Origin of the sequence: Actinoplanes sp. NPDC049598, assembly GCF_040675435.1 — a bacterium.
Taxonomy (GTDB): domain Bacteria; phylum Actinomycetota; class Actinomycetes; order Mycobacteriales; family Micromonosporaceae; genus Actinoplanes.
The window spans coordinates 940,688-964,859 of sequence record NZ_JBFAOX010000001.1 but is presented as its reverse complement, the minus strand read 5'-3'; the positions used below and the strand labels follow the sequence as shown (position 1 = coordinate 964,859).

Sequence of the window (24,172 nt, the reverse complement as noted above, 5' to 3'; positions counted from 1 at the left end):
GCCGGCCCCCGTTCAGTTCCCGCGCAACGATAGTCTGCGGCCGTGAGGTCCGAGTTGCTCAACCACGTCGCCGACCTTGCCCGCGGCGCCGTGCGGGTCGGCGTGGACGGCGTCGACGGGGCCGGCAAATCGACGTTCGCCGCCGAACTCGCCGCCGTGCTGCGCGGCCGCGGCCGCCCGGTCGTGCACGTGTCGGCCGACGATTTCCACCATCCGCGGTCCGTTCGCTATCGCCGGGGCCGCGATTCCCCGGACGGTTTCTTCTACGACAGCTACGACTATCCCGCCCTGGCCCGCAACGTGCTCGAGCCGTTCTCGCCGGGTGGTTCCCGCCGTTTCCGCCGGGCCGCGCACGATCTGCGGACCGACGAGGTCCTGGACCCGGAATGGGAATCAGCGCCACCCGGCACGGTCCTGATCGTCGACGGCCTGTTCCTGCACCGCGACGAGCTCGCCGGCGTGTGGGACCTGTCTATCTTTCTTGACGCGCCGTTCGCGGTGACCGTCGCCCGGATGGCCGAGCGCGACGGCTCGCCGGCCGATCCCAGCCATCCGGGTCTGGCCCGCTACATCGGCGGTCAGCGCCTCTATTTCGCCGCCTGCGATCCGCACCGCCGGGCCGGCCTGGTCATCGACAACTCTGATTGGCGGCGGCCGGTTATCCTCCCCCGGTGATCACCGACGGGGAATTGGCCATCGCCGCCGCGCAGGCCGGCGCGGAAATCGTCCGCTCGCGGTTCGGGGCCGCGCATTCCCGCCTGGACAAGGGCGGCGGCGACTTCGCGACCGACACCGACGTCGAGGCCGAACGCGTCATCGTCGACCTGCTGCGCGCCCACCGTCCCGGCGACGCCGTGCTCGGCGAGGAGTCCGGGCGTACCGGCTCGGCTCCCGACGACCGGACCTGGATGGTCGACCCGTTGTGCGGCACCCTCAACTACGCCGTCCGCACCCACCTGGTCGCCGTCAATGTGGCCCTGCGGTCCGGCGCCGCCGCCGCGTCGGCCGACCCTTTCACCGGCGAGGTCTTCTGGACCGACGGCCGGACCGCGGGGGTACGCCGTGACGGCGCCGACGAGCAATTGGTCCCGTCCCCTTCGTCATCGCTGGTGGACGTCAACCTCGATCCCCCGTTCCCCAACGGATCCCGTTTCCGCGCGGTCGACCTGCTCGGCAACCGTGATTTCGCCGCCCGTTACCGCCCTCGCGTCGTGTCCACCACATTGGCGGTGGCCTGGGTCGCCGCGGGCCGCCGCGCCGCCTATGTCACCGACGGCCACGGCGAGGACAGCGTCCATTTCGCCGCCGGCATCGCTGTGTGCCGCGCGGCCGGCTGCGTCGTCACCGCCCTCGACGGTTCCCCGCCCCGTACCGGCCGCGGCGGCCTGCTGATCGCCGCTGATTCCGCCACCCACACCGACCTGCTGTCTCTGATTGGGCTTTGAGATGCAACGCATTGCGGCGTACGCCATCTGCCGGCGCGACGACAGCATTCTGCTCGCCCGCTTCGTCTCTCCCGACGGAAAGCTCCGCCATTGGACCCTGCCCGGCGGCCGCGTGGAAGAACTGGAGGACCCGTACGACGCCGTGGTCCGCGAAATGCGCGAGGAGACCGGCTACGAGGCCCGCGCCGACGATCTGCTGGGCGTCGACTCGCGCACGATCGTGATGGACTACAGCGATCCACCCGGCCGGCTCCTGCACGCCATCGGCGTCTTTTACTCAGTCACCATCACCGGCGGCAGTCTGCGCCACGAGACGGACGGCTCCACCGACGAGGCCCGCTGGATTGCCCTGGCCGAGCTGCCCACCCTGGAGCGGGCCGCCCTGGTCGACATCGGTCTCACGCTGCACCGCGACCGCCCCCGTACCGGTCACGTCGCCCCCATCCCGGCCACCGGTCTGCTGCGGCAGTAGGCCGGGGTTGACCTTGACCCTTGGGCAAGGCCCAGCGTGTAAGGGGCCGGCCGACGGGGCCGGTGCGAGGAGGATCGGATCGTGGGGCTGTTGACCATCGGGGTGTTCGCGCGGCAGGCGCGGCTCACGCCCAAGGCGCTGCGGCTGTATGACGAGATGGGTCTGCTGCGCCCGGCGGCCGTGGACGCGGAGTCGGGCTACCGGTTCTACGAGCCGGGCCAGCTCGGGCGGGCGCACTTGATCGCCGGGCTGCGCCGGATCGGGATGCCGCTGGCCGAGATCGCCGAGGTGTGCGCGCTCGACCCGCGGGCGGCGGCCGACGCGGTCAGCGCCTACGGGCGGCGGGTCGCGGCCGACACGGCGGCCCGGGCCCGGCTGACCTCCCTGCTCGTGGCTGATCTTTCGGAAAGGGGCACCACCATGGCTCAGATCGACTTCCGTTTCGCCGCCGGCCTCGACGCCGGGACCGGGCGGGACACCAACGAGGACCTGGCGTACGCGGGGTCGCAGTTGCTCGCCGTGGCCGACGGCACCCGCGGGCCGGGTGGGGCACAGGCGGCGGCCGCCGCGGTCGCCGCGGTCCGCGCGGTCGAGTCCACCGAGGCGGACCTGCTTCCGCTGCTGGCCCAGGCCGCGGTGACGGCCGACCGGGCGGTCCGCGAGCTCGCCCCGCCGGCCGGGGAACCGGGCGCGGGGTGGGACAACCGGCCGGTGACGACGCTGACGGCTCTGCTGCGCCGGGGGACGCAGCTGGCGCTGCTGCACGTCGGTGACAGCCGGGCCTATCTGCTGCGCAACGGTGAGCTGACCCAGCTGACCCAGGACCACACGTGGGTCCGTACGCAGATCGACCAGGGCACCCTCACCCCGGCCGAGGCCGCCGAGCATCCTCGGCGCGCTGTCCTGGTGCGGGCGGTCGGGTGGGGCGCCGAGGGCGAGGCCGATCTGGCCCTGCGCACTGCGCTGCCCGGTGACCGCTACCTGCTGTGCTCCGACGGCCTGTCCGCGGTGGTCCCGGCCGCCGCCATCCTGAGTGCTCTGGCCGGAGCCGCCGCGCCGCAGGCGGCGGTCGACGAGTTGATCACGCTCGCGCACGGCGCCGGCGCGCCCGACAACATCGCCGTGGCGGTCGCCTACGTCGCCGAGGGGTGACTCACCGGCCGGACAGGCCGACCGTCCGGGCGTGGCTGGGTGAGAGCACCATCGGGCCCAGCCAGCCCCGGACCACGGCGGCGACCTGGGCGCGTGAGGGCTGGGCCGGGTGGACGTCGTGGCCCTCGGCCCACTGCCTCAACAAGGTCCGCGTGGTCTCGAGCGCCGTCGTCACCATGATGTGAGCACGCGCCTCGGCGTCCCAGGTGTACCAGAGGGCCCAGCCCTCGGGGCGCGCTTCGACGCCGAGGCGCCGGCACGCGGCCTCGTAGACCGGGTCGGCCGGGGTGAGCAGGGCCGCCCCGCCGAGGTGCAGCATCAGCGGCTCTTGCTCGACGCAGCCGTCGCCGGCGAAGTGCTCGTGGCGCAGGCTCCGGGCGAGCTCGCCGACCGCGCGGTCCAGCCGGCTCTTGTCCTGCGCCGCCCGGACGACCTCGTGGGCGAGCAGTTCGATGTGGCGCAGATAGTCCTGTTCGCTCAGGGGGACCGCCATCCTGCCGTCGGTCACAGCGAGGCCGGGAGCAGGGACAGCGCGGCACGGACGCTGGTGTCGGAGGCGGGCAGCAGGGGCAGGCGTACGTCCGGGGTCGGGATCCGCCCCTGGGCGTACAGCACCCCCTTGGTCACCGTGGGGTTGGGCTCGGCGAACAGCGCGGCCGACAGGCGGGCCAGCCGGTGGCCGTCGCCGGGCTGCCACTTCGTGACCAGGTCCGCGTAGGCGCGGGTGGCCAGGTGGGCCGAGGCCAGGATGCCGCCGTGGGCGCCCATCGCCAGCAGCGGCGAGATGACCACGTCGTCGCCGCCGAGGACGGCGAAGCCGGGCGGCGGGTCGGCCATCAGCGCCACGGTGTCGGCGTCGATCCCGCCCACGGCCAGCTTCATGCCGGCCACGTTCGGGATTGCGGCGATGCGGCGCAGAGCGCCGACGGTCAAAGGCTGACCCGTGCGGTACGGGACGTGGTAGATCACCAGCGGCACCGGGCTGGCCGCGGCCAGAGCTTGAAGGTGGGCGATCACGCCGTCCGCACCGGCGCGCACGAACGGCGGCACCAGCGTCAGAGCGTGGCCGCCCGCGGGCACGGCCGCCAGGGCCGCGGCGTCGTTGGCGCCGACGATCAGGCCGGCGTTGCGGGGGGTGCACACGGCGGCCACCGTCTGCAGCACGACGGCGCGTTCCGCCGGGGACAGCGCCGACGGCTCGCCGGTGGTGCCCAGGGCGACCAGCCCGGCGGCGCCACCGTCGAGCACCTCCTGGGCCAGGGCGGTCAGGGCGTCGACGGCCACAGTGCCGTCGGCGTCGAAAGGAGTGATCAACGGGACGTACAAACCGGTCAGCATCGGGCCAGGTTCGCAGCACCCACGACTTAGGTCCATTGATTTGTCCTCTCTTGATGATGTAGCGCCGCTGAAAGGTCGTACGCCATGAGCGCGTCCGTATCGCAGATCGTGAATGCCCGTCGGCGACCGGTTCCGGTCCGGTGAGCACAGCGTTACGTTCCCAGGCATCATGCGACGCATCCTCGTACCCCTGGTCGTGCTGGCCCTGATCCTGCCGGCCGGCACCGTGGCGCGGGCCGGCGCTGACCCGCTGCGCGCTTACGGCCGCGACACGTGGCGGTCGCTGGTGGCCATGACCGACCCGGCGACCGGGCTGGTGGCCGACAACATCGCGGGGGACCTGTCGGCGCCGTCGGCCTACACGTCACCGACCAACATCGGCGGGTACATGTGGTCGGCCGTGGTGGCCCGCGAACTGAAGATCATCTCGCCGGCCGAGGCCACGGCCCGGGTATCGCGCACGCTGGCCACGCTGGCGTCGCTGCGGCATCACAGCCCGTCGGGGATGTTCTACAACTGGTACCACCCGCACACCGGGGCGGTGCTGACCGTGCTGCCGGACGGGACCTCGGTGACGCCGTTCCTGTCGTCGGTGGACAACGGATGGCTCGCCGCGTCCCTGCGCGTGGTGCAGGGTGCTTTCCCGTCACTGCGTACGCGCGCCTCGGCGGTCTTGTCCCGAATGAACTTCGGGTTCTTCTTCAACCCGGCGGCGACGTCGCCGATCGGGACGCGCGGGCTGATCCGCGGCGGCTTCTGGGACACCGCCCCGCCGGGATGCTCGGTGCCGCAGAACGGGGTCTGGTTCACCTGCAACCACTACGACATCACCGTGACCGAGCCGCGCATCGCCACCTACCTGGGCATCGCGGCCGGGCAGATCCCGGCCACCGCCTACTACGACACGATGCGCACCCTGCCCGAGGACTGCGGCTACGCCTGGCAGGAGATGCGCCCGGCCGGGTTCACCACCACCCACCGGGGCCGCACGGTCTACGAGGGCTCGTACCGCTACCGCGGCATCACCTTCGTCCCGAGCTGGGGCGGCGACATGTTCGAGGCGCTGATGCCGGACCTGTTCGTCCCCGAGACGGCGTGGGGCCCGCGCAGCTGGGGCCGCAACCACCCGGCCACGGTGGCCGCGCAGATCGAACACGGCCTGGCCGACGCCCGCTACGGCTACTGGGGCTTCTCCCCCGCCTCCAACCCGTTCGGCGGCTACGGCGTCTACGGCGTCGACGCCATGGGCATGGACACCAACGGCTACCCCTCCGACATCGAGGGCGGCACCTACGACGCCGGCTTCGGCGACTGCCGCCCGCCGGGCCCGGCCCCGGTCTACGGCGACGGCGTCATCACCCCCCACGCCGCCTTCCTGGCCCTGCCCTACGCCCCCACCCCCGCCCGCACCAACCTCGCAAAGATCAAAACCAACTTCGACGCGTACGGCCCCGGCGGCTTCTACGACGCGATCGCCGTCCGCAGTGCCACCGTGGCCAAGCGCTACCTGTCCCTGGACCAGTCCATGATCATGGGAGCCCTCGGCAACCACCTGGCCCACGACGTGCTCAAGCGGGCCTTTGTCACCCCCTCCTTCGAACAAGCGGTACGCCCGCTGCTGGCCGCCGAGACGTTCAACGTGCCACCCCACCAGAACCTCCCCCAACTGCGCGGCCCCCGCTGACCCGGCCCTTGAGGGCCAATGCTCAGAGAAGTCATCGGGCTCGCCCGGGTGTCCACCGACGCCCAGGAACTCGCCCGCCAGATCGACGCCCTCAAGGCGGCCGGCTGGGCCCGGATCTACCTCGACAAGGCCTTCCGCAAGAAGGGCACCAACCGCCCCGGCCCGACCGCAGCCCTCGACCACATGCGCCGCGGCGACACCCTCGCCGTGTTCGATCTGACCCGGCTCGGCCGCGACACCCGCGAACTCCTGGCCATCGTCGAGGACGACCTGCATGCTTACGGCCGCCACTTGCGCACGCTCGACGGCATCGTGCTCGACACCAGCGACGAGCTGATCTTCACCGGTGTTCGTCGCCGTCGCGAAGTTTCAGCGTCAGCAGATCGTCAAGGGCACCCGCGAAGGCCTCGACGCCGCCCGCGCCCGAGGCCGAGTTGGCGGCCGGCCGTCCGGCGGCCGAGAGTAGCTTCACAGGTACGCGACATCGCCGACCGGAGTGCGTAGAGGTGTCCTGGCCGGCGTAGCTCGGGTTGGTGATGGGGTCAGGGCCGACCGGCCGCTAATGCGGCGCCTGCTCGGGCATAGCGTTCGGCGATGTCTTCTGGCATCGGGGATCGCATGAGCACCAGTTCGTAGAAGATCGGCGCGCTGGAAGCGATCAGTACGGTTCGTGCGTCGATGTTTTCCATGGCCTCGCCTCGGCCGACTGCTCGTTGGACGGCGACGGCAGCGCGGGCGTAGCGGTTCTCCCAGAATGAGCGGAGTGCGTGGGCGGCGGCCGGTGAGCGGAACGACGCGGCGACGAGTGCCCGGGTGATTGATGGTTCTTGCGTCAGGGCGGCGACGATCTGGCGGTTGATGGCGAGCAGGTCGTCCAGTAGTGAGCCGGTGTCCGGCGGTTCCCATGGGTGTTCGCGGGCGGCGTCGAGGGAGTCGGCGAGCAGGCCGCCGGTGTCGCGCCAGCGGCGGTAGACGGTGGTGCGGTGGACTCCCGAGCGTGCTGCGACGGCGTCCATGGTCACGGCGTCGTAGCCGCCTTCCAGGAGTAGTGACGCGACGGCGTCGAGTACGCGTTCGCGGGTGCGGGCGGTCCGGCCACCGGGCCGGGATTTCCCGGATAAGGCGGAAGGGACTTGCGCATCTGACATCATGTGCCTAATGCTACATCTGTAGCGTTTGCGGATGGAGGGCTGATGCCACCACTTGAGGCAGCACTGTGTCGTGAGGTAGTCCTGCCGCCGGGTTGGGCACCGTACGCCGTGACCGGCGACGCCGCCGGGACTTTGTGGATGACGGTTCTGACTCCGCCGGGACTCGCGCGGTTCACACCTGCCGAAACTCCGGTCGCCGGCGAGGCAGGTTCCTCGTTCCGGCACGAGTGCCTTCCTCGCAGTGACGGTCATCCGATGCTGCTGGCCGTCGTCTCTGACGGCTCGCTCTGGTGCACCCGCACCGACGATCGGCTGAGCAGACGAGACGCCTCCGGCGACCACACGGTGATCGACCTGGCACCCGGATCAGCGCCTTATGGCATCGCCGCTGCGCCTGACGGTGAAGTCTGGTTCACTGCACCGGGTGTCAACCAGATCGGCAGGGTGGTCACCGCATCAGGTGATGTCGCGATGCTCGACCTGCCGGTCCCAGACGCGCGGGCGGCGATGCTCACCATCGACGTTGCGGGTCGGCCGTGGGTTGCGCTCAACGCGGCCGGCGCCCTCGCCTACGTGAATGACGGTGCGGTGCACATTGTCGAACTACCCGGTGGTAGGGCGCCTGCCGCACCGGTCGGCATCGCCGCCTCCGCGGCCGGGATCTGGTACGCGGACATCGCCGGCGGCTGCGTTGGTCGTGTCGATCCGTCCGGCTCGGTAGAGAAGATCAGCTTCACCGACGCCGTATGTCGGCCACACGCCGTCGCGGCCGATGCCGACGGCGGATGCTGGGTCACGCTGTGGGGTTCTGCCCAGCTGGCCCGGATCACCGCCGATGGCGACGTGACCCTTCACCAATTGCCCGGGCGAGAGCCGCACGGGTTATGGATCGGGGACGGTCTGGTGTGGGTGGCGATGGAGACCGGTTCCTTGGTCGCGGTCGAGAAAGGCGAGAGTGCGTGAGTGAGGAGATCTTTTTCGAGGTTGACGGCGGCACGGTGGCCGCCCTGGATCACGGTGGCGCCGGGCATCCCGTGCTTCTGGTGCACGGCAGCGGGCACAACGCCGCCGCCTGGGAAGCGGTAGTAGCGGGCCTTCTACCGCGACATCGGGTGATCGCCGTCGACCTGCGCGGTCACGGCCACAGCACCGCCGAGTCGAGAACCGCAGAACAGTATTGGCGCGATCTGGCCGTTGTCGTTACCGCATCGGGTTGGGAACGTCCGCTGTTGGTCGGCCACTCCACCGGCGGCTACGCCGTCACCGCGGTCACTGCCGCAGGCCTCGTCGAGCCCAGCGGAATCTGCATCGTCGACGGGCTGGTCCTGGACGACCGGCAGACCGCCGCCCGTGCGCTCGGGCAGTTGCGGACCACGCAGGCCGCCGAGGACCTGCGGCGTACGTTCGGGTACGGACGCCGTTTCGATGCCGCCCAACGTGACGCCTGGATCGAGAAACAGGCGGCCGACGCACCCACCGACTGGCTCAACGCCGGCGCTGATCCCGAACTCGTACGCGCGGTCGGTGCACGAAGCTTTCTCAGCGACGGCGGCGGCGTGTTCACCCGAAGGCCCACGACAGAGGAGATCGCGGCCACCACCACCGCACCAGCGGACGCGCCGGTCTATCCCAGCGTCGACGTCTACGACGGGATCACCTGCCCGATGACCATCGTTCTAGCCCGCCACGGCTTCTACTCGGACCGGCGCGACGAGGTCACCACCATCGTGAAGACCACACCTCAGCGGCGCCTCGTGGAGATCGCATCCGGGCACAACATCGTCATGACACACCCCCAGCAACTGACAGCTGCTATCGCGGCCATGACGGCCTGAAAGCGTGACAACGGTCGCGGCGCCGCCGCAACTTGATCCGGCGATCGACGATGCGTCCGGCAATTCGGGACGGCTATGCAGGCGGCATCTCGTCGGGATTGCGCAGAGCCCGTCGTTCTCCACCTGGATCTGGCAGGACGAACGAATAATGGCCGTGGACGTTGAGATGCGCATACCGGTAGACCGACAGGCGGCCCGCATCGGCGTCGCGGACCGGGTAGCCCTGCTCTCTCAGCGTGGCCACCGCGTGATTCAGATAGATGGTGTTCCATAGAGCCACGCAGTTGAGGACAAGCCCGAAAGCCTCAGCCCTGACCGAAGCCTCGGGCCCTGCCCGAACCGGGCCGCCTGGGCCGCGCCGTTCGCCGGCGCCCGCGACGAGTACGACTTCTCAGCCGGGGGCTTGCGGGGTGGCAGCCGTCCGAAGGCGCGTTGCTTCCCAGGACCCGGCGGCGCGGCCTTGGCGGACGATGACGGCGGTCAGGTCAGTCGGGGGCGTGTGGGGTGGCGGGGTGCCAGCCGCGGCGGCGGCCCTGGCGGACGATGACGGCGGTCAGGCCCAGGAGCAGCACGATGCCGGCGCCGATGGCGGCGAAGAGCATGGCGCGGTCGCGGGACTCGGCGCGGCGGGCGGCCAGGGCGGCCACGGCCGGGTCCTGCATGGTCATGGACTCGGGGGCGGGCTGGGCTCGTTCCGGTGGGCCGAGGGTCTCGGTCAGCGCGCGGAACGGGTTGAGCAGGCCGAAGCCGTACTCGGAGCTGACGCTGCCGCCGGGGGCGGGGTCGGTGGTGGCGATCAGCCGCTGCCGGACCTGGCCGGGGGTGATGCCGGGGAAGCGCTGCTTGAGCAGGGCGGCGGTGGCCGACACGAACGGCGCGGCGAAGCTGGTGCCCTGCAGGGTGGTGTGCCCGCCGCCGCGGGCGGCCACGGTGACGCCGTCGCCCATCGCCACCAGGTCGACGTAGTCGCCGTGCTGCGAGTACTCGGCGATGCTGCCGTCGGCCTTGACCGAGCCGACCCCGATCACGCCGGGATATTTCGCGGGGAAGGGGTCGGGGTTGCCGTTGCCCGCGTTGTTGCCGGCGGCGGCCACGACCACGATCCCGGCCCGGATGGCGCGGGCCACCGCGGCCCGTACGGCCGTGTTGTCGGAGGTCATCACCAGCGAGATGTTGATCACGTCGGCGTCCTGAGTGACGGCCAGATCGATGGCCTGGGCGAACTGCGCCGGGGTGCCCTTGTCGCCGACCGCCTTGCCGTCGATCTCCTGCTGCTCGCTGATCCGGATCGGGATGATCGCCGCATCGGGGGCCAGGCCCTGGAAACCGGTGTCGCGGGCCGGCATCGCGCCGATGATGCTGGCCACCGCGGTGCCGTGACCGTTGCAGTCCTGCCGGCCGTTGTCGTCGCCGTGCAGGAAATCGGCGCCGGGCGCGACATGCCCGCGCAGCTGGGGGTGCGCGCCGTCCACCCCGGAGTCGATCACCGCGACGCGCACACCCTTGCCGGTGCCGAAACCCGCGAGCCGCTTCGGCGCGTACACCTGGTCTTCCAAGGGGATGCCGGAGGCGACCTTCTGCGGGACCGCCGCGCGCTCGCAGACCACCGCGGCGCGTGCCGGGGCCGGGCCGAGCAGGGTCGCCGCGATCGCCGTCGCCGCGGCCAGCCACCCTCGCCACCGCATCGTGCACCTCCTTCACCGATTCGCGCCGATCGTATCGGGAGGGTGCGACAAGTTCGGCCCGCGCCGGTTGTGCGTCCAGGTCGCTCACAGCTAGGTTGTGGGAACCATCTGCGGCGGTGTGAGGGAAACCGGTGGGAGTCCGGTGCGGTCGCGCCACTGTGAACGGCATCCGGCAACGGGTGCGGTGAGTCAGGACGCTCACACGTCGCAGCCTGTTCGAACGGGACGCGTCATCCCGGTAGGAGGTTGTTCCACCATGCCCAAGGCACAGTCGGTCCGCCCGCTCAGCGCCCCCGCGATCTCCGCGCGGCTGATCTGGACCGCCCTGGCAGTCGTCGCCCTCATGCTGCTGATCACCTACCTGGTCGCCTTCGACCAGGGTGCGGTCTCGCGCAGCGGCATGTACCTGCACGAGCTCATGCACGACGGCCGCCACCTGCTCGGCGTCCCGTGCCACTGAACGGCGGCACGCCCACGCCGTCCTACGGCGCTCTGCTGCTGCGGGGCCTGCTCGCGGGTCTCATCGCCGGTCTGCTGGCCGGCTGTTTCGCGTACGCGTTCGGCGAACCCAAGGTGGACGCCGCGATCGCCATCGAGGAAGCCGGCTCCCACGCCTCCGGCGCCGTCGAGGCCGATGACGGCCACCACGACGAGGAGCTGGTCAGCCGCGACGGGCAGAAGGGCGGCCTGTTCCTGGCCACCGCCCTGTACGGCGCGGCGATGGGCGGGTTGCTCGCCACCGCGTACACCCTGCTGCGCCGGCGCCTGCGCACCCCGAGCGACACCCGCGCCGCCCTCGGCCTGGCCGGGGCGGCCCTGCTCGGCGTCGTCCTGGTGCCGTACGTGAAGTACCCGCCCAACCCGCCCGCCGTCGGCAATCCGGCCACGATCGACCAGCGCACCATCAGCTACCTGGCGATCCTCGTGCTCGGCCTGGTCGCCGTGTGGGCCGGGGTCGTCGCCGCCCGCACCCAGCGGGCGGAGTGGCGCCAGGCGGTCGCCGCGGTGATCGGTTTCCTGGTCGTGGTGGTCGTGGGCTACGTCCTGCTGCCCACCATCGACGAGGTGCCGGACACGTTCCCGGCCGACCTGCTGTGGAGCTTCCGCATCGCGTCGCTGGGCACCCAGGCCGTGCTCTGGACCGCGCTGGGTCTCGCGTTCGCCGCGCTGCTCACCGCCCGGCGCACCCCGGCCCCCGCCCCGGAACACGAGACCGCCGCCGCCGTTTAGAGCACCTCCCCGGCCCAGCGGGCGACGACCGCCAGGACCGGGGCCCGCCCGGCTACCATCGCCTCGATCCCGCGGCTGTCGTAGCCGGGCTTACGGCCCCACCCGCTCGCCGCGGCCATCACCATCCGCGGGGCCAGCCAGAAATACTTCGCCGCCCCGCACGCCATGATCGCGTGGCCGACGGTCTCGGCGTCCACCGCGCCGTCGAGACCCCGCCGATACTGCTCGGCCACGACGGTCAGGACCTCCTCCAGCAGCCCGATGTCGATCAGACCGTCGAAGAACGAGTCCAGGGCCAGGTTCGCCGCGTCCTCACCGATCGCCCCCGGCCCCACGAACGCCCAGTCCAGCAGCACCGGCCCGGCCCCGGCGAACACCAGGTTCATCGGCCACACATCGTGATGGCACAACGTACGCGGCAACTTGTCGGTCACCGCCAGGATCTCGTGCCGGCGCTCCCACAACCGCCGCAACGCGGCCCGCAACGGCGCCGGCCACCCCGCCACGATCACCGGATGATCCCAGTCGAGCTCGCCGGCCACCGGCTGGGCCAGGGTGTAATCGCGCAGCCAGTCCCGGGCCAGCCACTCGTACACCGGCGGCCTGCCCAGCCAGCCCGCCTGCGCCGCACCCAGCCGCAACGCCACCTCACCGAGCTGACCGGGCCCGCCGGCCGGACCAGGTCGGCCCTGCACGTCCTCGAGCCACAACGCCACGGACCCGTCGGCCCGCTCCACCACCTCGTACAACTGCGGACCCCGCAACCCCGGCAACCCCGAGGCGGTCAACCCCGACGCGTACGCCTGCGCCTCGCGCCGCCAGTAGTTGAAGTGACCCGGGTCGTCACTGGCCGCCAGGTGCGCCGCCGCCCCGTCACGCCGCGGTGTCGCCACCTTCAACACCGCCGGCCCGCTGTCGCGCCGCACCCGCCACACCCCGCCGGTCACCTCGTTCGCGGTGCTGTGCTCCAGCTCCTCGACACTCCAACCGGGACGGATCACATCGTCAGGCGCTGGCACGGGCCCGAGACTACCGGCCCTCGCCACCGGCCGTGGGAGCCCCTGTGGACAACGCCGCCTCTGTGGATAACTCCGGATCATGTCAGGACCGGCCGCTAGGTTGCCCGCATGCCCGAATTCCTGCCCGGCCTCACCCTCGCCCGACACCTCTACTTCGAAGCCGTACGCCCCCTGCTCGGCGACCGCCCCCACGCGGCGGCCCGCCTCGGCCCCGGTTCTGACGTGCTCGGCCTCGACACCGCCCGATCCACCGACCACGACTGGGGCCCGCGCCTCGAGCTGTTCGTCAACGACCCCGGCGACCTGCCCGAGCTGCTCCGGCAGCGCCTGCCCAAACAGGTCCGCGGCTGGCCCACCCACTTCACCCCGCCCGGCGCCCGTGTGCGCTGCATGCAGCCCACCGACGGCCCCGTCGACCACTACGTGCGGATCCTGTCCTGGCCCGCCTTCAGCCGCGACCTGCTCGGCTTCGACCCCACCGCCGGCGCCGGCCTGCTCGACTGGCTCGCCACCAGCTGGCAGCGCCTCGCCGAGTTCACCGGCGGCGCCGTCTTCCACGACCCCGGCCACGTGCTCACCGCCACCCGCGAAAGCCTCTCGTGGTACCCGCCCGATCTCTGGCGCCACGTCCTGGCCTGCCAATGGCAGCGCATCGGCCAGGAGGAGCCCTTCCCCGCCCGCGCCGCCGAAGCCGGCGACGAACTCGGCGCCCGCGTGCTCACCGCCCGCCTCTGCCGCGACATCGCCCGCCTGCTGCTGTTGCAGCAACGCCGCTGGCCGCCCTACTCCAAATGGCTCACCCAGGCCCTGCCCGCCGACCCCGCCAAAGCGTCCCTGCTCGCCGCCCTCTACGCCGCCGGCGCCCGCGACCGTGAGCACGCCCTGTGCACCGCCCTCGAAGAGGCCGCCACCCGCCAGAACGACCTCGGCCTGTGCGCCGAGCAACCACCGACCCGCCGCCCCTTCTTCGACCGCGGCTACGCCGTCATCGGCGCCGGCCGCTACACCGAGGCGCTGCGCGACGCCATCACCGACCCGGCCGTCCGCGCCCTGCCCAACACCGGCTGCGCCGACCAGATCACCGACAACACCGACCTGCTGACCGACCCCCGGCTGACGCGAGCCGTCGTCGCCGCCACCCTGATCCCACCGCTCGACAACATTTCTTTTCGGTGCCAGGGTTGATCACATGGACGACATCGCCGTCATCGAGGACCCCGCCGCCGCCGAGATCTCCCTCGACCCCATCCGCAGCCGCCTGCTCGCCGCCCTCGCCGAGCCGGGCTCCGCCACCACCCTCGCCGGCCAGATCGGCCTGCCCCGCCAGAAAATCAACTACCACCTGCGCACCCTCGAACAACACGGCCTCGTCCGCCTCATCGAAGAACGCCGCAAAGGCAACGTCACCGAACGCGTCATGCAAGCCACCGCCGCCTCCTACGTCATCTCCCCCACCGCCCTGCCCACCCTCGCCCCCGACCCCGACCGCGCCCCCGACCGGCTCTCCGCCCACTGGCTGCTCGCCCTCGCCGCCCGCCTCGTCCGCGACGTCGGCACCCTGCTCACCGGCGCCGGCCGCACCCGACAGCGCGTCGCCACCTTCGCCCTCGACGGCGAGATCCGCTTCGCCACCCCCGCCGACCGCGCCGCCTTCGCCGAAGAACTCACCACCACCGTCACCGGCCTGCTCGCCCGCTACCACAGCGACACCGGCCGCGAACACCGCCTCGTCCTCGCCGTCCACCCCGCCCTCGACTCCAAGGAACACTGACCATGGGAAAGGAGTACGAGATCCACCTCGACGCCACCGTCGACACCGACCCCGAACAGATCTGGGACGCCATCGCCACCGGCCCCGGCATCTCCTCCTGGTACATCGGCCGCACCGACACCGACGGCAGCACCGTCCACACCGCCTTCGGCCCCACCGACTTCCCGACCGGCACCGTCACCAGCCACGACCCGCCCCACCACTTCGCCCACCGCACCGACACCACACCCGACGGCCGCTTCCAGGCCTTCGACTTCCTCATCGAAAGCCACGACGGCGCCACCACCCTGCGCGCCGTCACCAGCGGATTCCTGCCCGGCGACGACTGGGCCGACGAATACGAAGCCATGAACCACGGCATCACCCTGTTCAACGCCACCCTGCTGACCTACCTGCGCCACTTCCCGGGCCGCACCGCCACCCCGCTCACCGCCTTCGGCCCACCCGTCACCGACTGGCCCACCACCTGGGCCGCCCTGCACAAGGCACTGGGCCTGCCCGCCACCCCACACACCGGCGACCTGACCACGGACGACGGCGAGGTCTACCACGCCAGCGCCCACACCCTCGGCATCCGCACTCCCACCGCCCTGCACCGCTACATCCGTGGCTACCGAGGCCCCCTGATCGCCGCCCACCAGATCTTCGAACCCGCCGCCGAACCCGACCCCGCCCACTGGACTCAATTCCTCAACTCCCTCTGACTCGACCCCCAAGCCTCAGCGGGCCGCTCTATCCACGCCCGCCCCAGCGCTCCGCACGCGTGGTCGGGGCTCCAGGCTGCACACCGTCGCCGGCCGATGCGACCGGCGCTCCCGGGACGAGCAATCCCCTGGCGGAAACCCAGAGCACGAGGCTTGACCACGCGGTGAAGGCCCCCGTTGGCAGGCGGCACTCGTTGACGCGCCGCGGGCCAGGGCGGTCGTCCCCGGGCGGCGGGAAGACTCTCGCCGACCACCACCACGGACGTCTGAGCCTGCGGGCGGTCCTCGCTGTGGGCACTAACGGCCCATCAGCTTCGACATCGCCTATCCGGCCCACGGCAGGATGGGCTCGCCGCCGTCCACGGACGTCCGCCCCGGCACGGTCGCCCGCCGACAGCGGTAAGTCGCCGTCCGCGAACCGGTGCAGAACTATGCCGCGGCGGTCCAGCCGGCCGTTGCCGTCCGGCGATCGGACGGCAACGGCCCAAGGCAAATGGCGGGATGTTGTTGATTCCTTTTTGTTTTTGACTTTGGTGTGCGTGACGTGCGGCGGAGCGCACACCGCGTAGAGCGTCCTAGGATGGAAGTTCTGGCTCGGTGTGGTGGCGGGATCTTCCGGGATGCGGGGCCTAGGGTGACCTTGCGATGAACGAGAACGACACCGTCTCCGAGACCCGTCCCTGCGCTCACTGTGGACGGCCGGTTCCGCAGCGCTCGTCCGCCGGCCGGCCGTTCCGGTACTGCCGGGACAACGACGGCGAGTGCCAGCGCGCCTCCCGTAACGTGCGGATGCGGCATCGCTCCTCGCCGGGGCTGGCCGGACAGGTCGCCCGTACCTGGGAAGTCGTCGACCGGCTGGATCAGCTGGCCGAGACGCTGAGCGAGGCTCTGCACTCGGAGCTCTCCCCCGCCGGCGTGGAGCGGCAGGTGGCCGAGATCCGGGCCGAGACGTCCGGGCAGATCGCCGCCGCCCACACCGAACGCGACGATGCCCGCCGTGATGCCGAGCGGGCCGCCGCCGAGACCTCCACCGCGCAGCAGCTGGCCGCGGCGGCCGCCGCCGAACGGGACGAGGCGTTGCAGCGGGCCGAGGAGTCGGCGCGCCTGGCCGAGCAGGCCGCCCGCGACGCCGAGGAAGCCCGGACCGCCCGCGACGAGGCCCGCCGCGAGGCCACCGCCGCCGCCGCGCTCAAAGAACGCGCTGAGGCCGAGCGGGACACCGCGCGCGAGGAGCTGTCCGCCGCCCGGGTGGAGCTGCAGGACGTACGGCGCGAACGGGAAGCCACCGAGCGTGACCTGGCCACCGCCCTGAAGGACGCCGAGACCGCCGCCCGGCGCGCCGAGGAGCTCCGCCAGGAGCGTGACACCGCCCGCGACGAGACCCGCCGCCTCGACGCCGCGCTGACCACCACCCGCCGCGAGGCCACTGACCAGCGCGAGACCTACGACAAGACCTTGGCCGCGGTACGCGCGGAAGCCGCGCACACCCGCCGGTCCGCCGACGCCGAGATCGCCGAGGCCCACCGCGCCACGGCCGAGGCCCAGGCCGAACGGGACGCTCTGCGGGCCCTGCGCGAGGAGCTGGACCGGGCCACCCGCGACCGCGCCGACCTGGAGCGCCGCCTCGCCACCGCCAAGTCCGACGCCGAAGCCGCCCAGACCCGCGCCGCCCAATTGTCGACCCAGGTCAGCGATTTGGCGTCGGCTCTGGCCTCCCTCGGCACCGCCCGTACCGTCCCCACCCAGCCCAGCTCGCCGGCCTAGGAAAGCGCGATAGCCAGGGTGTGCCGGACCTAGGCTGAACGTGGCCTTCATGTCCCGGTTCTTTCCGGCGATGCTGAATGCACGCCAGAAAGAAGGGGGGTGGAAATGGACGACAAAGCGTTCGGCGAATTTCTGCGCCACCGCCGGGAACGGTTGCGGCCCGAGGATGTGGGTTTGCCCGGCGGCGGCCGGCGCCGCACTCCCGGTCTGCGCCGGGAGGAGGTCGCGAGCCTGGCGGCGCTGTCACCGGACTACTACTCCCGGCTCGAGCAGGGCCGGGTACGCACCCCGTCCCCGGCGGCGCTGGCCAGCCTGGCCCGCGCCATCCGGCTCACCGGCGACGAGCAGGACTACCTGTTCCGTCTGGCCGGGCAGCAGCCGCCGGAGCCGCGTTCACCCCTCGCGCACGTCGACCCGGCCATGATCTACCTGCTCGACGCGCTCGGGTCCACGCCCGCCCAGGTCACCGACGATCTGCTTACGGTCGTCGCCCAGAACCGCGCCGCCCGCAACCTGTGGGGCGACTGGACCGGGTTGCCCGGTTACCAGTCCAACGTCACGTGGCGCTGGTTCGCCGACCCGGCCTCACACGACAGCAACGACCCGGCCGAGCACGAGCGCATCGGGCGGGCGTACGCAGCCGACCTGCGGGCCGGCATCGCGCAGCGCTCGCCGGGCGACCGGTTCGCGCACGGGCTGGCCGCCGACCTGCTCGAGCGCAGCGCCGAGTTCGCCGAGGTGTGGGCGCAGCAGCAGGTGGCGCCGCTGACGTCGGCGCCGAAGCTCATCCGGCATCCCGTGGTCGGCGAACTCGACCTGCAATGCGATGTGGTGCTGAGCCCGGCCACCGGGCACCGGCTCGTTCTGTTCCGGCCCCGGCCCGGATCCAACGCCCACGAGCAGATGGCCTTCCTGGACGTCCTGGGGAATCAGAAGTTCGCCTGAGTCCCACCGCTTTTCAATCATCACCGCGGAAGCGCGGACGCTTCCGCGTGCCCGAAAATCGTCACCGAAGGAACCCCGTGAACATCAGCGGCAACACCGTTTTCATCCCCGGCGCGACCTCCGGCATCGGTCTCGGCCTGGCCCTGCGCCTGCACGACAAGGGCAACACCGTCATCGTCGGCGGCCGGCGCACCGCACTGCTCGAGCAGATCGCCGCCGGGCACCCCGGCCTCGGCACGGTCACCGTCGACACCACCGACCCGGCGTCGATCACCGCCGCCCGCGACGAGCTCGCCACCCGCTACCCGGCGCTCGACACGCTGATCACCATGGCCGGCATCATGGAGCCCGAGGACCTGCGCGACCCGGCGTCGCTCGACGTCGCCGAGCGCACCGTCGAGGTCAACCTGCTCGGCCCAATCCGGTTGATCAGCGCCTTCCTGCCGGCCTGCTCACCCGGCCGGCGGCCACGGTCATGACCGTGAGCTCCGGCCTGGCGTACGTGCCGCTGCCGGCCACGCCGACGTACAACGCCACCAAGGCCGCGATCCACTCCTTCACCGAGAGCCTGCGGGTGCAGCTTTTCCGCAGCGACGTCCAGGTGATCGAGCTGGTCCCGCCGGCCACCCGGACCACCCTGATGAATCAGCAGAACTCCGAGGTGGCCATGCCCCTGGAGGACTTCCTCGACGAGGTGATGACCCTGCTCGAGGCCGACCCCGAAGCTGAGCAGATCCTCGTCGAGCGCGCCAAGTGGCAGCGCAACGCCGTGGCCGAGGGCCGCTACGCCGACGTCCTCGGCGTGCTGAGCGGCCGCTACCGCTCCTGACCCCGGCCGTCGGACGCTCGCGGCTCGCCAGGGGCGGCCCCCGCGCAGACCGTCGGCCTGTCCCCGGGTCGTCCCGAAGGCCGGCGGCGGCCGTTGACCGCATCCCTCTTCGGCGAAGCAGGCGGCAAGGACGCCGGCCGGCCCCTGGCCGCGTACCACCTGAAAGGGTGACAGGGTCGGCTCGGACCGGCCGCTAGGGTGCTCGCGTGCGGGTCCTTCCGGTGGCTTCGGTCGTGGTGATGCTGACTGCGGGCTGTACGCAGGCGGAGGCCCCGGCGCCGAGCCCGCCGAGGATCGCAACCGCCGATCCCGTGCTGGGGCCGCCGCCGGATCTGGTGGCGGAGGCGGCGTTGCCGTTGGACGCCTACACCCCGAATGTGGCGCAGCTGTCGGAAGTGGACCGGGCGATTCGGCGGCTCCTCGCCGAGTGTGACGGCAGCGCGGGCGCGGTCGGTGAGCATGTGGTGGGGCGGGACCGGCGGAATCGGCTCGGGGTCACCGACCCGGCGGCGGCGTCCACGACCGGTTATCACGAGGTGCCGGCGGTGGCGCCCGGCGAGTCGGCTCGGACCGGGGCGTGTCTGACCAAGGCGTTGCGGCGGGTGCGGTGGGATGCCGGGGAGTTCGCCTGGCTGCGGGAGAGCGCCGCGCTCGCGGCGAGCAGGGCGCGGGCCGATCCGGCGGCCGCGGGGGCGGACGCGCGGTGGAGCGCGTGCATGGCGCAGTCGTCGCTGTCCTACCGGTCGCCGGACGACGCTGAGGGGCGGTGGGCCGGGGCGCGGACCCGGTCGGCCGAGGAGGTGCGGACGGCGGTCGCGGACGCGGCGTGCAAGCGGCGGGTGAACTACGTGGGCGAGCTGACCGTGCTCCTCGCGGAGCAGGAGCGGCGAATCGTGACGGAATCCACACCACGGTTGGTGAAGCTGCGCCGGATGGCCGACGTGGCGCTGGGCGAAGCGTCGGCGCTGTTGGGCGCGGACGGGGCAAAAGGGCAGGCGCCGCCGCCGGGCGGGTGGCGGTTCGACGAGTGAAGAGTGCTCATCTTGGGCGACGGGCGGACGAATATTGCCCGGCGAGGAGCCGAATCGCAGCGGTGATTCGCGAACTACACGAACGAGTGACCGAAGTCGCAGGAACTGTAGAACACCCATAGGCCATAAAATGGACCAAGGTCCACTTCGGCGGGGGTGCGGTATGCCGGGTAAGGGCCACGGGCGGCTACGCTCGTAAGCGTTAACACTGCCGTCACAACGGCAGTGCTGTCAGATCGAGCGCTGTAGTCTCGGCGACCGCAGGAATCCCGCGGCCGCCCCTTTCGTTACACCAACGAAGGCAGCACCACGAGCGAGGGGAAGCCAATCATGGGCGAACGCATGCTGCGCGGCAGCCGACTTGGCGCGGTCAGCTACGAGTCCGACCGCAACACGGAGCTGGCGCCCCGGCAGACCCGAGAGTACCTCTGCGTCAAGGGTCACCAGTTCGAGGTGCCGTTCGCCGTCGACGCCGAGGTGCCGACCACCTGGGAGTGCAAGTTCGACGGCAGCGTCGCCCGCCTGGTCGACGGCAGCGAGCCCGAGCAGAAGAAGGCGAAGCCGCCGCGCACCCACTGGGACATGCTCCTGGAGCGGCGTTCGATCTCGGAGCTCGAGGACATCCTCAACGAGCGCCTGCAAGAGGTTCGGACCCGCCGGGGCCGCTGAGCCCGGGCCACAACGCGAAAGGGCCGTTCCGGATTACCCGGGACGGCCCTTTCGCGTGGTCTGAAAGGCGCGGTCAGCGCAGGACTTCGCCCTCGACGATCTCGCCCTCGATGGCGGCGGGGGTGCGGGCGGCCGGGGTCTGCGGCTCGTCGATGACGACGACCGGGTCGCCGGGGCGGACGCGGACCTTGCGGGGGCCGAAGGCGTCGAAGCCGACGAAGCGGGTGGCGTAGCGCTCGACGCCGCGGCGGGCCAGCTGGCGGCCGGGCGGGAGCAGGAGGAGCAGACCGACGACGGCGGTGATGAAGCCGGGGATGGCCAGCAGCAGCGCGCCGCCGAGACCGACCAGCGAGCGGATCACCTCGTCGCCGGGCGGGCGGCCCTCGACCGACGCGGCCTGGAAGCGGCGCCAGCCTTTCATGCCCTCACGGCGCAGCAGCGACATGCCGGCCAGGCTCGCCGCCGCGGCCAGCAGGATCGCCCAGCCGCCGCCGATGGCGTGGGCGACGAGGATGAACACGACGATCTCGGCGATGGCCAGCACGGACAGGCCCACCGGCAGCAATGCCAGACCTCGACGACGCATGGGGACCTCCCGGTCAGAGCGACTGCTCAAGCATGCCACGCCCGCGCCGGGTCACGGCCAGGTCGAGCCCTCGCGGCGGCGCCGCCCGAAGCGGGCCCGCAGCTTCTCCCGGCGCGTCTGCACCCCCCACAACGTGACCCTGAGCAGCTGTTCCTTGAAGATGTTGCCGCTCATCTTGCTCACGCCGTGTTCGCGCTCGGTGAACGTGATCGGCACCTCGGCCATCCGGAAGCCCTGCTTGTAGGTGCGCCAGGCCAGCTCCACCTGGAACGAGTAGCCGGTCGAGGCGACCGTCTCCACGTTGATCGCGTCCAGCACCGGCATGCGGTAGGCCCGGTAGCCGCCGGTGGCGTCCTTGAACGGCATGCCCAGGGCCATCTTGATGTAGATGTTGCCGCCGCGCGAGAGCAGCAGCCGGTGCAGCGGCCAGTTGTGCACGCTGCCGCCCGGGATGTAGCGGGTGCCCAGCACCGCGTCGGTCTCGTGCAGCGCGTCGAGCAGCTTGGTCAGCTCCTCGGGGGCGTGCGAGCCGTCCGCGTCCATCTCGACGACCGCGTCGTAGCCCTTGTCCTTGGCCCAGGCGAACCCGGCCTTGTAGGCCGCGCCCAGGCCTTCCTTGCCGGCCCGGTGCAGCACGAAGACGTGGTCGTCGGCGGCGGAGATCTCGTCGGCGATGGCGCCGGTGCCGTCCGGCGAGTTGTCGTCGGCGACCAGGATGTCCACGGAGGGCACCGCGCGGCGAACCCGCTCGGTGATCAGGCGGATGTTGTCCGCCTCGTTGTAGGTCGGGATCACCACGAGGACCCGTCCCACCCCCGGGTAGCCTTCCGCCTCGCTCACCGTGCCTCCGCATCGTCGCTGGTCGTACGCCGGCGGCGCCGCATCGGAAGCACACCGGCCAAGGCCACGATCGCGAGCGCGACCATGGCCATCTCGGGCCAATGGCCCAAACGAGTCGCCAGCGTAGTCGTATCGCTCACGTGCATGTCACGCACCATCACCGAGCCGACGTTGAAGCCGCTCGAGCTGTACACCTGACCGGCTGTCCCGGCGAACGCGGACACCCCGACGGTGGAGACCATCAGCGACTCCCGGCCGTGCTCGACGGCCCGCAGGCGCACCATGGCCAGCTGCTGGCGGGCCTCGGCCTCGTTGAAGGTCGCGTTGTTGGTCTGCACGGCCAGCATCTGCGCCCCGCCCACCACAGTGTCGCGGACGATGTCGTCGTACGCCACCTCGAAGCAGATGACGTCGCCCAGCGTGAGAGCACCCGTACGGATGACCCCGGGGTGGTCGCCGGAGAGCATGTTGCGCACCAGGTCGACCTTCTCGGTCACCAGCCGGGCGACCGGGCGCAGCGGCACGTACTCGGCGAACGGCACGGGGTGGCGTTTGACGTACTGCTGGGCCAGGTCGGGGCCGGTGCCCGGGTTCCACAGGATGCCGGCGTTCTTGATGTCGGCCGGCTTGTCGGTGCGCAACACGGTGCCGACCAGGATCGGCGCGTCGATCGCGGCGGCGGCGTCGGAGATCTGCTGGGCGGCGTCGGCGTTGCGCAGCGGGTCGATGTCGCTGGAGTTCTCCGGCCACACGACCAGGTCCGGTTTCGGCTGCTGGCCGGCGGCCACGTCGAGGGCCAGCTGCTTGGTGGCCTTGACGTGGTTGTCGAGCACGGCGCGGCGCTGGGCGTTGAAGTCCAGGCCGAGGCGGGGCACGTTGCCCTGCACGACGGCGACGGTCCGGGTCGGGCCGTCGGCGGTGGCAACGGGCACGAGCAGCGGGCCGGCGATCAGCGCCGCCAGAGCCGCGAGGTAGCCGGCGGCGGGCAGCGAGAAGCGCCGCCGCCACACCACCGCGAGCAGGGCCCCTCCGGCGGCCGCGACGGCGAAGGTCACCAGCGGGGCGCCACCGTAGGCGGCCAGGCGCAGGGCGGGCGCGTCGTCCTGGCTGAAGGCGAGCCGGCCCCAGGGGAAACCGCCGAACGGGGCCCGGTCACGGGCGGCCTCCTGGGCCACCCACAGCAACCCCGTCACCAGCGGCCACAGCGCGCGCCACCGGTCGAGCAGCGGCGACAGCCAGGCCACGGCCAGCCCGGTCAGGCCGAAGAAGCAGGCCTCGGCCAGCGACAGCAGCATCCAGGGCAGCCAGCCGGCGGCGATGCGGGTCCAGTCGAGCAGCGGCACGAACAGCACCACCCCGGCGATGAAGCCCAGGCCGAAGGCGCCGCCGAGGCGGCGGCGGTGGGTGGCGGCGGCGAGCAGGGCCACGCCCACGGGCGAGAGCCACCACAGGCCGTACGGCGGGAGGGCGAGCAGCAACGTGAGACCGGCCGCCGCCGCCAGGGCGTAGGCCCAGAGCCGCCGGATCGGGCGAGGCGGGTCTGTGTGCGCCGTGACCAGCGGCGCAGCGGGGGGCTGCAACGTCATCTCCACCCGCGAGAGGCTACCCGGGCCCGATAACGACACGGCGCACAGCGCCCGAAGACAGCCGCGGCGATCCCGCGGCTTCGCGAACGCACGGCCGCGCGAGGAAAACGCCCGGGACGCGAACGCACGGCCGCGCGAGGAAAACGCCCGGGGAAGGGGAAGAGGCGCGGCCTGGGAGCAGGCCGCGCCTCGCAAGTGGTTCCGTCTCCTGGACACGGCCGGTGGAACAGCCGGAGGTCACGGACACCTTCGGACCGACCCGTACCGGGCTGGCTGCCCGCTCCGTGCCGTTGTCTACTGGCGCCGTTCGTTCCCCTGCCCCACCGGTGGACGCGGCCGGTCCGCGCCGCCCCGCCGGCCCCCACCCCCTGGACCTGGCTGAACGCGCGACCCCTGCGAGGACTGCGGCCAGTGGGTGAAGGAACGGAGCGAACAT

25 protein-coding genes, 2 pseudogenes and 1 riboswitch are annotated in these 24,172 nt (G+C 71.8%); of the genes and pseudogenes, 18 read left to right on the top strand and 9 right to left on the bottom strand.

Annotated elements, in window-relative coordinates:
• Positions 1-42: 42 nt before the first annotated feature.
• The 4 genes from AB0J66_RS04750 to AB0J66_RS04735 all read left to right on the top strand — a co-directional run bounded on the left by AB0J66_RS04750 (position 43) and on the right by AB0J66_RS04735 (position 3,069).
• Entirely contained in the window at positions 43-675 is a 633-nt protein-coding gene (locus AB0J66_RS04750) for a uridine kinase (RefSeq protein WP_364655673.1), read from the top strand.
• Positions 672-1,445, top strand: coding sequence for an inositol monophosphatase family protein (locus AB0J66_RS04745; RefSeq protein WP_364655671.1), 774 nt, complete (start codon positions 672-674; stop codon positions 1,443-1,445). Before AB0J66_RS04750 ends, AB0J66_RS04745 begins: the two co-directional genes overlap by 4 nt.
• A 1-nt stretch (position 1,446) precedes the next feature.
• Positions 1,447-1,917 carry an NUDIX hydrolase gene (locus AB0J66_RS04740; protein WP_364655669.1) on the top strand — a complete coding sequence of 157 codons (471 nt, stop codon included), beginning with the start codon at positions 1,447-1,449 and terminating at the stop codon, positions 1,915-1,917.
• Positions 1,918-1,998: 81 nt separating this feature from the next.
• A complete protein-coding gene (locus tag AB0J66_RS04735; protein ID WP_364655667.1) occupies positions 1,999-3,069 on the top strand; it encodes a MerR family transcriptional regulator in 1,071 nt (356 codons plus the stop codon).
• Position 3,070: 1 nt separating this feature from the next.
• Here AB0J66_RS04735 and AB0J66_RS04730 read toward each other — a convergent pair whose 3' ends face one another.
• Together AB0J66_RS04730 and AB0J66_RS04725 are read right to left on the bottom strand one after the other, a co-directional pair.
• Positions 3,071-3,562: a hypothetical protein gene (locus AB0J66_RS04730; RefSeq protein WP_364655666.1), complete on the bottom strand. Its 492-nt coding sequence runs from the start codon at positions 3,560-3,562 to the stop codon at positions 3,071-3,073.
• 11 nt (positions 3,563-3,573) lie between these two features.
• Entirely contained in the window at positions 3,574-4,407 is an 834-nt protein-coding gene (locus AB0J66_RS04725; protein ID WP_364655664.1) for a dihydrodipicolinate synthase family protein, read from the bottom strand.
• Between the two features lie 169 nt (positions 4,408-4,576).
• On the opposite strand from AB0J66_RS04725, the gene AB0J66_RS04720 reads away from it, so the two are divergent.
• Both AB0J66_RS04720 and AB0J66_RS04715 read left to right on the top strand, forming a co-directional pair.
• Positions 4,577-6,091: a glucoamylase family protein gene (locus AB0J66_RS04720; RefSeq protein ID WP_364655662.1), complete on the top strand. Its 1,515-nt coding sequence runs from the start codon at positions 4,577-4,579 to the stop codon at positions 6,089-6,091.
• An 18-nt stretch (positions 6,092-6,109) separates the two neighbouring features.
• A complete protein-coding gene (locus AB0J66_RS04715) occupies positions 6,110-6,595 on the top strand; it encodes a recombinase family protein (protein ID WP_364655660.1) in 486 nt (161 codons plus the stop codon).
• Between the two features lie 38 nt (positions 6,596-6,633).
• Here AB0J66_RS04715 and AB0J66_RS04710 read toward each other — a convergent pair whose 3' ends face one another.
• Positions 6,634-7,242 (bottom strand): TetR/AcrR family transcriptional regulator, encoded by a 609-nt coding sequence (locus AB0J66_RS04710; RefSeq protein WP_364655658.1) that lies wholly within the window; start codon positions 7,240-7,242, stop codon positions 6,634-6,636.
• Positions 7,243-7,497: 255 nt separating this feature from the next.
• Between AB0J66_RS04710 and AB0J66_RS04705 the strand changes: the two genes are divergently transcribed.
• Positions 7,498-8,205 (top strand): hydrolase, encoded by a 708-nt coding sequence (locus AB0J66_RS04705; protein WP_364655656.1) that lies wholly within the window; start codon positions 7,498-7,500, stop codon positions 8,203-8,205.
• Positions 8,202-9,077, top strand: coding sequence for an alpha/beta hydrolase (locus tag AB0J66_RS04700; RefSeq protein ID WP_364655654.1), 876 nt, complete (start codon positions 8,202-8,204; stop codon positions 9,075-9,077). The genes AB0J66_RS04705 and AB0J66_RS04700 overlap by 4 nt, the downstream gene beginning before the upstream one ends.
• Before the next feature lie 73 nt (positions 9,078-9,150).
• Here AB0J66_RS04700 and AB0J66_RS04695 read toward each other — a convergent pair.
• Together AB0J66_RS04695 and mycP are read right to left on the bottom strand one after the other, a co-directional pair.
• Positions 9,151-9,387 (bottom strand): annotated as a pseudogene (locus tag AB0J66_RS04695) (Tn3 family transposase); the annotation flags it as partial.
• Between the two features lie 175 nt (positions 9,388-9,562).
• Entirely contained in the window at positions 9,563-10,762 is a 1,200-nt protein-coding gene (mycP, locus tag AB0J66_RS04690) for a type VII secretion-associated serine protease mycosin (protein WP_364655652.1), read from the bottom strand.
• A gap of 81 nt (positions 10,763-10,843) precedes the next feature.
• Positions 10,844-10,980, top strand: a riboswitch (cobalamin riboswitch).
• Positions 10,981-11,018: 38 nt separating this feature from the next.
• Between mycP and AB0J66_RS04685 the strand changes: the two genes are divergently transcribed.
• Together AB0J66_RS04685 and AB0J66_RS04680 are read left to right on the top strand one after the other, a co-directional pair.
• Complete coding sequence (locus AB0J66_RS04685; RefSeq protein ID WP_364655651.1) at positions 11,019-11,222, top strand: CbtB domain-containing protein; 204 nt, start codon at positions 11,019-11,021, stop codon at positions 11,220-11,222.
• A complete protein-coding gene (locus AB0J66_RS04680) occupies positions 11,213-11,992 on the top strand; it encodes a CbtA family protein (RefSeq protein WP_364655650.1) in 780 nt (259 codons plus the stop codon). The genes AB0J66_RS04685 and AB0J66_RS04680 overlap by 10 nt, the downstream gene beginning before the upstream one ends.
• Here AB0J66_RS04680 and AB0J66_RS04675 read toward each other — a convergent pair.
• Positions 11,989-13,011, bottom strand: a complete 1,023-nt coding sequence (locus AB0J66_RS04675) for a phosphotransferase (RefSeq protein WP_364655649.1) — start codon at positions 13,009-13,011, stop codon at positions 11,989-11,991. The two genes, AB0J66_RS04680 and AB0J66_RS04675, sit on opposite strands and share 4 nt — an antisense overlap.
• Before the next feature lie 108 nt (positions 13,012-13,119).
• On the opposite strand from AB0J66_RS04675, the gene AB0J66_RS04670 reads away from it, so the two are divergent.
• The 8 genes and pseudogenes from AB0J66_RS04670 (at position 13,120) to AB0J66_RS04635 (ending at position 20,724) form a co-directional block, all read left to right on the top strand.
• Entirely contained in the window at positions 13,120-14,196 is a 1,077-nt protein-coding gene (locus AB0J66_RS04670) for a DUF4037 domain-containing protein (protein ID WP_364655648.1), read from the top strand.
• A gap of 4 nt (positions 14,197-14,200) precedes the next feature.
• Positions 14,201-14,782: a helix-turn-helix domain-containing protein gene (locus AB0J66_RS04665; protein WP_364655646.1), complete on the top strand. Its 582-nt coding sequence runs from the start codon at positions 14,201-14,203 to the stop codon at positions 14,780-14,782.
• 2 nt (positions 14,783-14,784) lie between these two features.
• A complete protein-coding gene (locus tag AB0J66_RS04660) occupies positions 14,785-15,486 on the top strand; it encodes an SRPBCC domain-containing protein (protein WP_364655644.1) in 702 nt (233 codons plus the stop codon).
• A 645-nt stretch (positions 15,487-16,131) separates the two neighbouring features.
• On the top strand, positions 16,132-17,250 hold the full coding sequence (locus tag AB0J66_RS04655; RefSeq protein WP_364655643.1) for a serine/threonine protein kinase: 1,119 nt from the start codon (positions 16,132-16,134) through the stop codon (positions 17,248-17,250).
• A 105-nt stretch (positions 17,251-17,355) separates the two neighbouring features.
• Entirely contained in the window at positions 17,356-18,195 is an 840-nt protein-coding gene (locus AB0J66_RS04650) for a helix-turn-helix transcriptional regulator (RefSeq protein ID WP_364655641.1), read from the top strand.
• Between the two features lie 47 nt (positions 18,196-18,242).
• Positions 18,243-19,024 (top strand): annotated as a pseudogene (locus AB0J66_RS04645) (SDR family NAD(P)-dependent oxidoreductase).
• A gap of 206 nt (positions 19,025-19,230) precedes the next feature.
• Positions 19,231-20,055: a hypothetical protein gene (locus tag AB0J66_RS04640; RefSeq protein ID WP_364655639.1), complete on the top strand. Its 825-nt coding sequence runs from the start codon at positions 19,231-19,233 to the stop codon at positions 20,053-20,055.
• Positions 20,056-20,385: 330 nt separating this feature from the next.
• Positions 20,386-20,724: an RNA polymerase-binding protein RbpA gene (locus AB0J66_RS04635; RefSeq protein ID WP_020517072.1), complete on the top strand. Its 339-nt coding sequence runs from the start codon at positions 20,386-20,388 to the stop codon at positions 20,722-20,724.
• Positions 20,725-20,797: 73 nt separating this feature from the next.
• On the opposite strand, the gene AB0J66_RS04630 is transcribed toward AB0J66_RS04635, so the two are convergent.
• Genes AB0J66_RS04630 through lnt form a run of 3 tightly spaced genes read right to left on the bottom strand, consistent with a single transcriptional unit; the run spans position 20,798 to position 23,736 of the window.
• Positions 20,798-21,310 (bottom strand): FxsA family protein, encoded by a 513-nt coding sequence (locus tag AB0J66_RS04630; RefSeq protein WP_364655638.1) that lies wholly within the window; start codon positions 21,308-21,310, stop codon positions 20,798-20,800.
• Between the two features lie 51 nt (positions 21,311-21,361).
• The gene (locus AB0J66_RS04625) at positions 21,362-22,150 is read right to left on the bottom strand and encodes a polyprenol monophosphomannose synthase (protein ID WP_364655636.1); all 789 of its coding nucleotides are present in this window, start codon (positions 22,148-22,150) and stop codon (positions 21,362-21,364) included.
• Entirely contained in the window at positions 22,147-23,736 is a 1,590-nt protein-coding gene (lnt, locus tag AB0J66_RS04620; protein ID WP_364656039.1) for an apolipoprotein N-acyltransferase, read from the bottom strand. The genes AB0J66_RS04625 and lnt overlap by 4 nt, the downstream gene beginning before the upstream one ends.
• Positions 23,737-24,172 lie beyond the last annotated feature (436 nt).